The organism is Comamonas testosteroni TK102, assembly GCF_000739375.1.
Classification (GTDB): Bacteria; Pseudomonadota; Gammaproteobacteria; order Burkholderiales; family Burkholderiaceae_C; genus Comamonas; species Comamonas brasiliensis.
Map to the genome: position 1 here is coordinate 1,648,177 of NZ_CP006704.1, position 12,958 is coordinate 1,661,134.

At 63.8% G+C, this 12,958-nt stretch carries 13 protein-coding genes and 1 pseudogene; 9 read left to right on the forward strand and 5 right to left on the reverse strand.

All coding sequences use genetic code 11. The annotated features are described in order from the left end of the window. Positions 1–76: 76 nt before the first annotated feature. Both O987_RS07465 and O987_RS07470 read right to left on the reverse strand, forming a co-directional pair. Complete coding sequence (locus tag O987_RS07465) at positions 77–2,203, reverse strand: NAD(P)/FAD-dependent oxidoreductase (RefSeq protein WP_043371361.1); 2,127 nt, start codon at positions 2,201–2,203, stop codon at positions 77–79. Positions 2,204–2,218: 15 nt separating this feature from the next. After that, positions 2,219–4,234 (reverse strand): NADPH-dependent 2,4-dienoyl-CoA reductase, encoded by a 2,016-nt coding sequence (locus O987_RS07470; protein ID WP_043371362.1) that lies wholly within the window; start codon positions 4,232–4,234, stop codon positions 2,219–2,221. Between the two features lie 154 nt (positions 4,235–4,388). Here O987_RS07470 and O987_RS07475 point away from each other — a divergent pair, with 154 nt between their 5' ends. Then, the gene (locus tag O987_RS07475; RefSeq protein ID WP_043371364.1) at positions 4,389–5,162 is read left to right on the forward strand and encodes a 3-alpha-hydroxysteroid 3-dehydrogenase; all 774 of its coding nucleotides are present in this window, start codon (positions 4,389–4,391) and stop codon (positions 5,160–5,162) included. A 109-nt stretch (positions 5,163–5,271) separates the two neighbouring features. Next, a complete protein-coding gene (locus tag O987_RS07480) occupies positions 5,272–5,649 on the forward strand; it encodes a steroid Delta-isomerase (protein WP_043371367.1) in 378 nt (125 codons plus the stop codon). A gap of 221 nt (positions 5,650–5,870) precedes the next feature. On the opposite strand, the gene O987_RS07485 is transcribed toward O987_RS07480, so the two are convergent. Continuing rightward, positions 5,871–6,311, reverse strand: coding sequence for an acetyltransferase (locus O987_RS07485; protein WP_043371370.1), 441 nt, complete (start codon positions 6,309–6,311; stop codon positions 5,871–5,873). Between the two features lie 43 nt (positions 6,312–6,354). Beyond that, entirely contained in the window at positions 6,355–7,275 is a 921-nt protein-coding gene (locus O987_RS07490) for a LysR family transcriptional regulator (protein ID WP_043371372.1), read from the reverse strand. Positions 7,276–7,384: 109 nt separating this feature from the next. Here O987_RS07490 and O987_RS07495 point away from each other — a divergent pair, with 109 nt between their 5' ends. Further along, positions 7,385–8,152 carry an SDR family NAD(P)-dependent oxidoreductase gene (locus O987_RS07495; RefSeq protein ID WP_043371375.1) on the forward strand — a complete coding sequence of 256 codons (768 nt, stop codon included), beginning with the start codon at positions 7,385–7,387 and terminating at the stop codon, positions 8,150–8,152. Between the two features lie 127 nt (positions 8,153–8,279). After that, a complete protein-coding gene (locus O987_RS07500; protein ID WP_043371377.1) occupies positions 8,280–8,681 on the forward strand; it encodes a GFA family protein in 402 nt (133 codons plus the stop codon). A gap of 45 nt (positions 8,682–8,726) precedes the next feature. On the opposite strand, the gene O987_RS07505 is transcribed toward O987_RS07500, so the two are convergent. Continuing rightward, a complete protein-coding gene (locus O987_RS07505; RefSeq protein ID WP_043371379.1) occupies positions 8,727–9,539 on the reverse strand; it encodes an enoyl-CoA hydratase in 813 nt (270 codons plus the stop codon). A 108-nt stretch (positions 9,540–9,647) separates the two neighbouring features. Between O987_RS07505 and O987_RS07510 the strand changes: the two genes are divergently transcribed. From O987_RS07510 to O987_RS07525, 5 genes and pseudogenes are all read left to right on the forward strand, one after another. Further along, the gene (locus O987_RS07510; protein ID WP_003057341.1) at positions 9,648–10,439 is read left to right on the forward strand and encodes an SDR family oxidoreductase; all 792 of its coding nucleotides are present in this window, start codon (positions 9,648–9,650) and stop codon (positions 10,437–10,439) included. An 18-nt stretch (positions 10,440–10,457) separates the two neighbouring features. Further along, the gene (locus O987_RS07515; RefSeq protein WP_043371381.1) at positions 10,458–11,402 is read left to right on the forward strand and encodes a Zn-ribbon domain-containing OB-fold protein; all 945 of its coding nucleotides are present in this window, start codon (positions 10,458–10,460) and stop codon (positions 11,400–11,402) included. A gap of 57 nt (positions 11,403–11,459) precedes the next feature. Continuing rightward, a pseudogene (locus O987_RS29375) lies at positions 11,460–11,561 on the forward strand (hypothetical protein); the annotation flags it as partial. 58 nt (positions 11,562–11,619) lie between these two features. Next, on the forward strand, positions 11,620–12,522 hold the full coding sequence (locus tag O987_RS07520) for an acyl-CoA dehydrogenase family protein (RefSeq protein WP_235214295.1): 903 nt from the start codon (positions 11,620–11,622) through the stop codon (positions 12,520–12,522). Between the two features lie 12 nt (positions 12,523–12,534). Beyond that, entirely contained in the window at positions 12,535–12,951 is a 417-nt protein-coding gene (locus O987_RS07525; protein WP_003057334.1) for a MaoC family dehydratase, read from the forward strand. The last annotated feature ends 7 nt before the right edge of the window (positions 12,952–12,958 follow it).

The window sequence follows — 12,958 nt, forward strand, 5'->3', positions numbered from 1 at the left end:
TGCCTGCCGTAGTTTTTGCGAAGAACCGCCTGCGGGCCCAGGCCTGCAGGCGGTCTCGGCTCTCCGGTCAGTGGCTTCAGACTTCGCGCCCGGCCTGATGGCCGGAATGCATGGCCCCCTCGATATAGCCCAGGTCCCGGCAGTCCCCGATGCGGCGCACGGGAATCCGGGTAAGGGCTTGCAGCTGCTCGGCGACGCTGGAATCGGCCTCGGCGCCTATGGCCAGCACCACGGAGTCGGCGGGCGTACGGTATTCCTCGCCTTTCTTGTCCGTCCAGACGACTTCCTTGCGCTCGATGCGCGTGACGCTGGACTGCATCAGCAGCTTGCCGTGGTTCTTCACGGTGTCGTACACGCGCCAGCGGCGCACGATGGCCAGTTCGGTGCCGGGGTGGGTACCGGGGTCCAGCACGGTGACTTCGCGGCCGCGATCGAGCAGGAATTCGGCCAGCTCCAGACCGACCAGACCTGCGCCGATGATGACCACGCGCTTGCCCAGGGGCATCCATAGCTTGGACAGATTCTGGATCGCTGCCGTGCTGTCCGTCACCTTGAGCATGCCGCCGGCCTTGAATAGTGCGCGCTCGGCCAGATTCAGCTTGGCCTTGGCAATTTCGTCGGCCCGGTCGCCCGTCATCAGGCGGCGCAGCTCGTCGCCGCTCCAGACATGGCTTTGCTGGGCGCCCTCGATGGCGGGGGCGGCACGCCTGGCGCCGGTGCCCACCAGAATCTCGTCGGGCTGCAACTCGGCCAGCAGTCCGTCATCGACCGTGGTGTTCAGGCGCAGCTGGATGTTCGGGTGGTCCATCTGCCGCACCAGATAGTCGAGCAGGCGGCCGTTCTCGGGATAGGCCAGGGCGGCAAAGAACAGCGTGCCGCCGAGGCGGTCGCTGCGCTCGACCAGCGTCACGCGGTGGCCGCGCAGGGCGGCAACGCGCGCCGCTTCCATGCCCGAGGGGCCGCCGCCGACGATCAGCACATGCCTGGGTTTGGCCGCAAAGGCAATGGTCTTGACGGCTTCATGACCGGTCAACGCATTGACGGCGCACTTGATGCCGCGGTTGACGAAGATTTCGCTCACGCAGGCATAGCAGTAGATGCAGGGGCGCACGTCGCCGGCCGCATTGGCCTGCAGCTTGTTGACCATGTCGGGCTCGGCCAGCAGCTTGCGGCCCATGGCCACGAAGTCGATCTCCCCCCTGGTCACGGCATCGGCGGCATCGTCAAGCTCCCAGCGTCCAGCCGAGATGATGGGAAGGCTCACGGACTGCTTGAACTGCCGCGCAAATTCGCGGTAGGCGTTCTGCTTCTGCGGAATCGGGGCGTCGGTGAACGCCGAGCCGGTGGGCATGCGGGCATAGGCCGAGACGCTGATGGCGTCCATGCCCAGTTCCTCGCAGAGCCTGGCGGTCTTGAGTGCCTCGTCCATGGTGATGCCGCCGGGCGTGTGCATCTCTTGCGCGTCCAGACGTACCCAGACCGGATAGTCGGGGCCCACGCGCCTGCGCACCTCGGTCAGCACCTCGCGCAGCAGGCGGCTGCGGTTCTCGTAGCTACCGCCGTACTCGTCGGTGCGGCTGTTGAAGAAGGGCGAGAGAAAATTGGCGATCATGTAGTTGTGCGCGCAATGCACTTCCACCGCGTCGAAGTTGGCCTGCTTGGCGCGCAGGGCCGCGGCGGCAAACCACTCCACCATCTGCGCGATATCGGCCTTGTCCATGATGCGGTAGCGCTCCGGGTAGGGGCCGACGCCGACAAAGGTCGAGAACTCCTTGGGCGTGATGGTGCGCATGCCGTCGTGAACCGGGCCGTCGGGCGGCATGGAGGACACCCACATTTCGCGGCCGCAGGCGCGGTCGTGGGCGGCGACCTTGCCGCTGTGATTGATCTGCACCGCGATCTTGCCGCCATGGGCATGGACGCGGCGCGTGACTTCAGCCAGGCCGGGGATGAAGCTGTCGTTGGAGATGCCCAGCTGGTGCGGCTCGCTGGTGCCCGAAGGCCAGGAAATGGCCGTCGTTCCCATGATGATGAGACCGGTTCCGCCCTGAGCCCTGGCTTCGTAATAGGCCTGGGTGCGTTCGCCGCAGCAGCCGTCGTCGCCGCCGAAGTTCTCTCCCATGGGGGCCATGGCGACGCGGTTCTTCAGCTCCATGGAGCCGATACGTCCTGTCTGCAGCAGGGATGCGTGGGGATTGTTCATTTTTCTCGCTGTCTCCTATAGTTTGCGGCCGAGTTCGGCGCCTTCCTCGATGGCTCTCGCAGCATCAATCTTGTGCGCATTGCGTGCACCGCCAATCACGGTATGCGCAATACCGCAGGCCTGAAGCCTGGGCGACCAGGGGTCGTGCGACTCCTGTCCGGCGCAGACCACGATGTGGTCCACGCTCAGGCAGCGCTGCTCGCCGCGTATGCGCAGGTGCAGGCCGTTGTCGTCGATATGGATGTATTCCACGTCGTTGAACATGCGTGCGCTCTTGTTCTTGATCCGGGCGCGGCGGATCCAGCCCGTGGTGGTGGGCAGGCTGGCGCCCATGGCCGCCTTGCTGCGCTGAAGCAGCCAGATCTGACGCGGCGAATCGGCTTTCTCGCTGGCCTTGATGCCGCCGCGCAGCTCGCGCTCGGGATCGATGCCCCATTCGCGGTCGAAGGCGGCCACGCTGCCGTCGTCGGCCTTGTGATGGGATAGCAGCTCGGCCATGTCAAAGCCCAGCGGCCCCGCGCCCACGATGGCCACGCGTTCGCCGACAAAGCGGGGGCTGCGCAATGCCTCGATATAGTCCACCACCTTGGAGCTGTTCTCGCCCTCGATGCCGCTGCGCCGCGGTGTCACTCCCGTGGCCACGACCACATGATCAAAGCCGCTCAAGGTGTCGATGTCCGGTGTGGTGTTGAGCCGCAGCTCTATGCCCAGGCGCTGGATCTCATGCTCGAAATAGCGCAGCGTCTCGCCCAGCTCCTGCTTGCCGGGCACTTTCTGCGCCAGAAAGAACTGGCCGCCGATGCGGATGCCGGGCTCGAACAGCGTCACCTTGTGGCCCCGGTCGGCCGCCTCGCGCGCGCAGGCCAGTCCCGAGGGGCCCGCGCCGAGCACGGCGATCTTGCGCGGTGCTGCGGCTTTTTCCTGGGGCCATTCCCATTCCCGGCAGGCTCTGGGGTTGACCAGACAGCTGACCTGCTGGCGCGTGAAGATGCGATCCAGACAGGACTGGTTGCAGGCAATGCAGGTGTTGATGGCGCTGTTCTGGCCTGCCTGCGCCTTGCGCACAAAGGCCGGGTCGGCCAGAAAGGGGCGGGCCATGGCCACCATGTCGGCATGGCCCTGGGCAATCAGGTCATCGGCCACTTCGGGAGTGTTGATGCGGTTGCTGGCCGCCACGGGAACGCTGACCGCACGCTTGAGCTGCTCGGCTGCCCAGCTGAAGGCCGCGCGCGGCACCATCATGGCGATGGTGGGAATGCGCGCTTCATGCCAGCCCACGCTGGTGTTGAACAGGTCCACGCCAGCGGCTTGCAGCTGGCGGGCCAGGTCCAGCACTTCCTTCCAGTGGCTGCCATGCTCGACCAGATCCATCAGGGACAGGCGAAAGCTGATGACGAAGTTCTCGGGCACGGCCGCGCGTATGCCTTGCACGATGCGCAGCGCAAAGCGGCTGCGGCCGGTGGCATCGCCACCCCATTCGTCGGTGCGGAAGTTGGTCAGCGGCGCCAGGAACTGGTTGATCAGATAGCCCTCGCCGCCCATGACTTCCACGCCGTCATAGCCGGCTTCACGGGCCAGGCAGGCACAGCGTACATAGTCGGCAATGATCTGCTCGATCTGGGCCGCGCTGAGTTCGCGCGAGCTGCGGCTGCTGAGCTTGGAGAGCACACTGCTGGGCGAGACGCCGCCGCTGCCGTGGTCGTAGCGGCCCACATGCAGCACCTGCATGAGGATGTGGCAGCCCTCGGCATGCACGGCATCCGTGATGAGGCGATGCCGGGCCGCCTGCTCGGGCGTGCACAGCGTCGAGAACTCGGCATGCTCGGGCATGCCCAGTGCATATTCGTTGACGCCGAAGCCGCCGGTGACGATGAGCTGCAGCCCCTCCCGGGCACGCTCGGTGTAGAAGAGGGCCAGCTTCTCGAAACCCTGAGCCTGATCCTCCAGTCCGGTATGCATGGAGCCCATCAGAATCCGGTTTTTGAGGGTGATATGGCCGATGGTGATGGGTTGGAAGAGATGGGGGTACATGGCTGGTTTCCTCACACGCAAACGTTGCGCCAGTGTAGGAATGGCCACGGTAAATTCTCCCTAGGGGAATCACATCGTCCGTTTGCATGTAGTCTGACTTTTCGTGATGGGCTTTGATGTGCGCCATCACAACCCAGATCCAAGGAAACAAGACATGTCCATCATCGTGATGAGCGGCTGCGCCACCGGCATCGGCGCCGCCACGCGCAAGGCCCTGGAGGCGGCCGGCCACCAGATCGTCGGAATCGATGTCCGCGATGCAGAAGTGATCGCCGACCTCTCGACGGCCCAAGGCCGCAGCCAGGCGGTCGCCGATGTGCAGGCCAGGTGCGGCAAGAGCATGGACGGCCTGGTGCTGTGTGCCGGCCTGGGGCCGCAGACCAAGGTGGTCGGCAATGTGGTTTCGGTCAATTACTTTGGTGCGACCGAGCTGCTGGACGCTTTTCTGCCGCTGCTGAAACAGGGCCGGCAGCCCGCAGCCGTCGTCATCTCGTCCGTGGCTTCCGCGCATCTGGCGCACGACAGGAACCCGCTGGCACCGGCGCTGGAGGCCGGCGAGGAAGCCAAGGCCCGCGCCATTGTCGAACAGGCGGGGGAGCAGGGCGGCAACCTGGCCTATGCAGGCAGCAAGAACGCTCTCACGGTGGCCGTGCGCAAGCGCGCCACGGCATGGGGCCAGGCCGGCGTGCGCCTGAACACCATCGCCCCCGGCGCGACCGAGACGCCTTTGCTGCAGGCGGGCCTGCAGGACCCGCGCTATGGCGAATCCATTGCCAAGTTCGTGCCTCCGCTGGGCCGTCGCGCCGAGCCTGCCGAAATGGCATCCGTCATCGCCTTTCTCATGAGTGAGGCCGCCAGCTATGTGCATGGCGCGCAGATCGTGATCGACGGCGGTATCGATGCGGTGATGCGCCCGACGGGATTCTGATTCCCCCTGAGCCGCCTTGTGGCTTGCTCCCGGGAGACAGGAGCCTGGCTGCCTTAGACCTGGGGCCGTCTTGCTCGGGAGCGCCTTATTCTGGAATTCTGGAGCTGAGATGAACTCTGTTGAACATATGACCGCGGTTGTGCAGCGCTATGTGGCTGCGCTCAACGCCGGCGATCTGGACGGCCTCGTCGCGCTGTTTGCCGATGACGCCACGGTGGAAGACCCCGTGGGCTCCGAGCCCCGGCGCGGCAGGGAGGCGATTCGCGCGTTCTATGCCAACTCGCTTAAGCTGCCCTTGGCGGTGGAGCTGACGCAGGAGGTGCGCGCGGTTGCCGACGAAGCGGCCTTCGCCTTCATCGTCAGTTTCGAGTATCAGGGCCGCAAGACCGTGATTGCGCCCATCGATCACTTTCGCTTCAACGAGGCAGGCAAGGTGGTGAGCATGCGCGCCTTGTTCGGCGAGAAGAATATTCACGCCGGCGTCTGAGCAAGCTCTTCATGGCGCCGGCGCTGCCGAGCCGCAGCGTTCCACGCCTGCCATGCTCTCTATTCAGAAGCTGCTTGCGCTTGACTACATTCAAGTTTCAGATGTTTTATGGCTGAAACCAATAAAAGACATACGCTAGGTGCTCTTGCTTGAATAGCTGTTGAGGTACTGAATGCAGTGAATCGGGCTGGATCGGCTCTTGGTCCAGCCAGGCCGGCTCTTCAGGGATTGGCGTATTTCAGATGGATGATTGGGTAGGCGCGGCCTTGCCCATCGAGCGCAGAGCGGCCCGTGCGCTTGAAGCCCAGGCGTTCGTAAAAGCCGACTGCCTGCGCATTCTGCTCATTCACGTCGGTGCTCATCTCGGGGTGTAGGGTCAGGCCGTGGCGCACCAGCGCTGCACCGAGGCCCCGGTGCCGGAAGGCTGGGTCCACAAACAGCGCTTCCATATGGCCCTGGTCCATGAGCATGAAGGCCAGGGGATGATCCTGCTCGTCGACAGCGAACCACAGCGGGGCGTGTGGCAGAAAGCCGCACACCATCTCATCAATCTCGGCGCGATCCTGCGGACTCAGAAAGTCATGCGTGGCATCAACGGCATGGCGCCAGATCTCTATCGCTCGTGCCCCTTCGTCGGGGCGGGAAGCTCGAATGGAAGTCATCGCCGGATTATGTACACCAAGCATGCTGGCCAGGAGTCAGGCATCAAGAGCGGTCCGTGCCTGTCAGACCTGCCAGATGGGGCTCCAGCACCTCGGTGATCCAGTTCAGGAAAGCGGTGACCCGCGGCGCAATATGTCTGCGATGCGGGTAGAGCAGGGACACCGGCATGGGCGCCGCCTTGAAGTCGGGCATGACCTCGACCAGAAGGCCCTGATCCAGCAGATGGCGCGCACCCCGGACAGGCGCCTGAATCAGGCCCAGACCGGCAAGACAGGCGGCCTGATAGGCATCCGTGCCGTTGACCACCAGTGCGCAGCGCATGGGCTGCAGGGCGGTCTCCTTGCCACGTTGATACTCCCAGCCCGCGCCATGCCGTCCGAGCTGGTTTGCATAGTGAATGATCCGGTGGCGTGACAGGTCGGCCAGTGTTGCGGGTGTGCCGTGGCGCTCCAGATAGGCGGGGCTGGCCAGATTGCACATCTCCAGCGTGCCGAGCGTGCGGGCGATCAAGTCGGTATCTGCCAGCGGGCCGATGCGCACCACGCAGTCAAAGCCCTCCTGCACCACATCCACGCGGCGGTCGCTGGTGCTGATGCCTACTTCCAGCAAAGGGTGGGCCGAGAGGAATTCGGGCAGTTTCGGAAGGACGACGTCCCGGGCCAGGGTGTTGGGCATATCGATGCGAAGACTGCCCCGCAGTCCGCTGGTGGCGGGCAGGAACATGGCTTGCAGCTGTTCCAGGTCGGCCATCAATTCCTTGCTGCGTTCGAGGAACTGCTCGCCATCGGCGGTCAGCCGCACATGTCTGGTGGTGCGTTGCAGCAGACGGGTTCCGAGCTGCCTTTCCAGCTGCTGGACCACGGTCGACACACGGCTTTTGGTCAGCCCGAGCTGGTCAGCGGCCAGGGTGAAGCTGGATAGCTCGGCAACGCGGGTGAACACATGAAGCGCATTGAAGTCCATGCTCTTGATTGTATTTTCAAAGTGAACAGTGAGATCTTTATCAAGGTGTTTATTCATGGATTGAGAACACCTAAAGTTCTGACTTGTTGACATCCTCCATGAGACCGACATGCAAGCATCTGCACCCCGTATCGCATTGATCACCGGCGCAAGCCGTGGCCTGGGCCGTAGCGAAGCCCTCAAACTGGCCGAACTCGGCGTTCATCTGATCGTCACTTACAAGGACAGCGAAAGCGATGCGCAGGAGCTGGTCTCCCGCATCGAGGCACTGGGCAGCCGCGCCGTGGCGCTGCGCCTGGACGTGGGCGACAGCAAGAGCTTTGCCGCGTTTGCCGACCGTGTCGGGGGCGTGCTGGCCGACACCTGGCAGCGCGAGCAGTTCGACTATCTGGTGAACAATGCCGGCATCGGCCTGGTGGCGCCGTTTGCCGAGACCACAGAAGAGCAGTTCGATCTGCTCGTCGATATTCACCTCAAGGGCACGTTCTTTCTGACGCAGAAACTGCTGCCCCTGATCAGGGACGGCGGACGCATCGTCAATACCTCGTCCGGGCTGGCACGCTTCAGCTTCCCCGGCTATGCCGCCTATGCGGTGATGAAGGGCGGCATCGAGGTGATGACGCGCTATCTGGCCAAGGAGTTGGGGGCACGCGGCATCGCCGTGAACACCATTGCTCCCGGCGCCATAGAGACCGATTTCGGTGGCGGCGTGGTGCGCGACAATGAACAGGTCAATGCCCATATCAGCGGCCTGACTGCCATGGGCCGGGTGGGCCGCCCCGACGATGTGGGCGCCGCAGTTGCCGCCTTGCTTTCCGAGGGCAACAACTGGGTCACGGGCCAGCGCATTGAAGTCTCTGGCGGCATGATGCTCTGAGCAGGCTTCGATCCAGAGGAATCCATCCGGATTTCTCGGGGTGAGCGTTATCGGGCATGCAGGTGCGCGGCGGCAGAGGTGATGCCTGCGGCCCCGTTTTTTGGATAGAGGATTTGGAGACCGAGTCGTGCCCGAGAACTACCTGGGAAGCTGTTTATGTGCAAGAGTCGGCTATCGGCTGCAGTCGCCGCCCAGGGCCGTGACTCACTGCCATTGCGGGCAGTGCCGCAAAAGCCATGGCTCCGCGTTCGCAAGCTATGGCGCCGTGCCGCGCAAGGACATGTGGATAGTCTCCGGGCAGAGCGATATCAAGTCCTATGCCTCTTCGGCGTCCGTGCACAGGCAGTTCTGCCAGCACTGCGGCTCGTCGCTGTTCTGGTCCAGGCAGGCCGGTGACTGGGCCGACTGGATATGCATAGCGCTGGGCACACTGGACTCGCCTTTCACGGCATCACAGCAAAAGCATGTGCACCTGGACTCCCGGCCCTTGTGGTCGGATTTTGTCGATGGCTGCATGTCGCATGACTGAGAGATAGTCCTCTGCCAGTGCTCCCGGATCCGGGGCGGAAAGCACTCATTCCCCCTTGAATTGCGGCTGGCGTTTCTCGATGAAGGCATGCATGCCTTCCTTCTGGTCCCGGGTTGCAAACAGAATCTGGTTGGCCTTGCGCTCCAGCATCAGGGCGGCATCCAGCGAGGCATCCATGCCGGCAATCACCACTTCCTTGATCTGCTCCACGGCCAGCGGCGGCATGGCGGCGATGAGTTTTGCCATTTTCAGAGCCTCAGGGATTACCTGATCGTCTGCACAGACTAGGCTGACCAGACCCATGGCGCAGGCCTCGTCGGCGCTGACGGGTTTGCCGGTCAACAGGATGCGCATGGCCTGGAACTTGCCCACGGCACGCACCAGACGCTGGGTGCCGCCGATGCCGGGCATGATGCCGATGCGAATTTCGGGCTGGGCAAAGCTGGCACCGCGGCCGGCAATGATGATGTCGCAATGCATGGCCAGCTCGGCCCCGCCTCCAAAGGCATAGCCGCAGACCGCCGCGATGATGGGCTTGGGGCATTTCTCGATCGGCGCCCAGACCCGCTCCGTGTGGCGCTTCATGATCTCTATGGGGCCGCAGGAGTCCATGCTCCGGATGTCGCCGCCCGCTGCGAACACCGTGTCGCCGCCGGTCAGAACAATGCAGCGCACGCTGGCGTCTGCGCTCAGCGCGGTGAAGGTTGTGGACAGCGCGGCCTGCAGGGACAGGCTCAGTGCATTCGTGGCCTGAGGGCGGTTGAGCTGCACCACCGCCACGCCATTGTCCTGCTGCCGAACCAGCAGTTCCTCCTGCGCGGAATTCGTGTTTTCAATAGCAGTAGGCGTTGCTGACATTAGGTTTCCCAAGGAGTTGAACAGGGTCGATGGTCGTTTTCAGGCAAGAGACCAACATCGTCCTTTTGGATGTATCTGCTGCCGGTGCCGAAATCTAAATTGGCAGTCATGGATACGAACAACGACTTTCAAAACAAGGTGGTGCTGGTCACCGGCGGCACCAAGGGCATAGGCAAGGCCATTGCGCAGGGATTTCTCGCCGCAGGCGCCACGGTGGTGGTCTGCGGGCGCCAGCAACCCGAAGCGCTGCCCGGTGCTGGCGGTCGCCGCGCGGACTTCATGGCCTGCGATGTGCGCGAGGCCCAGGCCGTCAAGGACATGGTCGATGAGGTGCAGCGCCGCCATGGTCGCCTGGACGTTCTGGTCAACAACGCGGGCGGCGCTCCCCATGTGGATGCGGCCACGGTATCGCCGCGCTTTCATGAAAGCGTGCTGCGCCTGAATCTCTTTTCGACCCTGCACGCCTCTCAGGCCGCGAATGCCGTGATGCAGCAGCAGGACGGTGGCGGCGTGATTGTCTGCATCGGCAGCATCAGCGCGCTGCGCCCTTCGCCCGGTACGGCGGCCTACGGCGCAGCCAAGGCTGCGGTGCTGAGCCTGGTCAGCTCTCTGGCGGTGGAGTGGGCACCCAAGGTGCGGGTGGTGGCCGTCAGCCCCGGGCTGGTGCGTACCGAGCAGTCGCATCTGCACTTCGGGGACGAGGCCGGTATCGCCTCGGTCGCGCAGACCATTCCTGCGGGCCGCCTGGCCGAACCCGAGGACATTGCCAACGCCTGCCTGTATGTGGCCTCGCAGAGCGCTTCCTACATGAGCGGCACCAATCTGCTGCTGCACGGCGGCGGCGAGCGCCCCGCATTCCTGAGTGCCTCGAACTCGGAATCCGTACCGCAGAAACACTGAATTTCAAAGGAGACAATCTTGACCGATCAAGACTGGATGGCAGAAGTCCGCAGCTATGTGGGCAAGCAATACGGGCGTGTCTATGCCTGGGACAAGGTCAACAGCCCCATGATTCGTCAGTGGTGCGAGCTGATGGGCGTGGCCGTCAAGACCGACAGGGAGGGCAAGACCGTTGCGCCTCCTGCCATGCTGCAGGTCTGGTGCATGGAAGGGCCGGTGCAGAACAACTACCCGCCCGGCTCCACGACCGAGAATCCCTATGAAGTTCTGAAGCTGATCGAGGCACAGGGCTTCCCTTCCACCGTGGCGGTGAACTCGGAGCTGAGCTTCGAGCGCGATGTGCTCGAGGGCGAGGATCTGTACTACACGACACGCCTGGAAGCCATCAGCGAAGAGAAGACCACGGCCCTGGGAACAGGCTACTTCGTGACGCAGATCATGGAGTATTTCTCGATCAAGGCCCTGGGCGGCGAAGACGAGAAGGTCGGCCAGCTGATGTTCCGCGTCTTCAAGTTCCGACCCGCCAATGTGCAAAAGGCCGAACCTGCGCCGACGGCGGCCGCGAAGATCAAGCGACCCGCTCCCGGTGTCAGCGATGACAACCGCTTTTTCTGGGAAGGACTCAAGGAAGGAAAGCTCCTGATTCAGCGCTGCAAAAGCTGCGGCGATCTGCACCACCCACCAGGTCCCGTCTGCCCCCAATGCCATTCCTTCGACTGGGACACGGTCGAGGCCAGTGGCCAGGGCACGGTGTACTCCTTCGTGGTCATGCACTACCCCGAAGTTCCGCCTTTCGACCACCCCAACCCCATCGGCCTGGTGGAGCTGCAGGAGGGCGTGCGCGTGATCGCCCAACTGGTCGGCGTCAAGCCCGGCGAGGTGCAGATCGGCCAGAAGGTGCAGGTGGAGTTCAACACCTTTGATGGTGATCTGACTCTGGCCCAGTTCCGCCCCGTGGCCTGATGCGAGGAGGCCGTCATGGATTTTCAACTCAGTGAAGACCAGCGTGCGTTTGCCGACATGGCGCAAAGCCTGTTCGCCGACTATTGCACGGACGACAAGCTGCGTGAGCACGATGCCTCGGGTCAGCCCTTTATGCAGGAGCTGTGGCAGCAGTGCGTGGCTGCAGGCCTGCACAGCATTCTGGTGCCGGAAGCCGCAGGGGGGGCTGGGTCTGGGCATGAGCGAGATGCTGGCCGTGCTGGAGCAGCAGGGCCGTGCGCTGGCGCAGGTGCCGCTGTGGCAGCAGCAGGTCGCCGCCGCCGCAGTTGTCAGGTTTGCCGAAGGGCAGGACGCAGTCGTTCAGTCAGCCATGCAGGGCGAGCTGCTGGCTTTGTCGCTGCAGGCTGCCGTGGCCACACGCGGGCCGGCGCTTCAGTTGCAGGGTGACCGACTCAAAGGCCAGCTGCAAGCCGTGCCGTTGGGCGAGCAGGCCCAGATGGCTCTGGTGGCGGCGGCGGCGGGCGACGAGATCAGGCTGGTGCTGGTGAGCTTGCAGGCCGATGGCGTCAGTCGCGTGGCTGGCATGCGCGAGGACTATTGCGCGGTGGCAGACATCAGCTTCCGCAACACACCGGTGCTGGCCGTGCTGGGCGGTCGCGCGCTGGACTGGGTTCATGAGGCGGCCATCGCCTGCCTGGCCAGTCTGCAGCAGGGCGTGACGCAGGAGCAGCTGCGTCGCACGGTCGAGTATGTGAGCGAGCGCAAGCAGTTCGACCGACCCATAGGCAGCTTCCAGCTGGTCCAGGGTCAGATGGCCGACGGCTACATCCTCATGCAGGCCCAGCGCAGCGCGCTGAGCCAGCTGGTCTGGCGTCTGGATGCCGGCCTGCCCTGCGTGCCTCAGGCCCATGCGGTGCGTGCCCAGTCCAACGAGCTGGGCCTGAAGGTGGGCCGCGTTGCACAGCATGTGCATGGTGGCATGGGTGTGGACGTGACCTATCACATCCACCGATTCATGTTCTGGTGCCGTGCGCTGGCTGCCGAGCTCGGCAGTGCCGAACAGCACCTGGAAGCGCTGGGCCAGTGGCTCGCAGACAACGACACGCTCGGCTGGAAGTACGACCTGCCCGAAGACCGCTAAGGAGACAACAACATGGCCAATCAATCTATTCGCTTCGAGTCGGTGAACGTGGGCGACGAGCTGCAATCCGTGAGCGTGCCCATCACCGTGCCGCTGATTGCCGGTGGTGCCATCGCCACGCGCGACTATTTCCCCGGTCACCACGACCGCGATGCTGCGCGCGAGCTGGGTTCGCCCCATATCTTCATGAACATCCTGACCACCAACGGTCTGGTGCAGAGCTTTGTCGAGAGCTGGGCTGGCGACGAGGCGCGCCTCATGGATCTCAAGATTCGGCTGGGTGCGCCCAACTATCCCGGCGACACCATGAAGTTCACGGGCTCCGTGACCGAGAAGAACGAGGCCACGCGCAGCGTTCAGATCACGCTCAAGGGCAGCAATTCCATGGGCTCTCATGTCAGCGGCACCGTGCAAGTGGCCCTGGCCTAAGAACAAC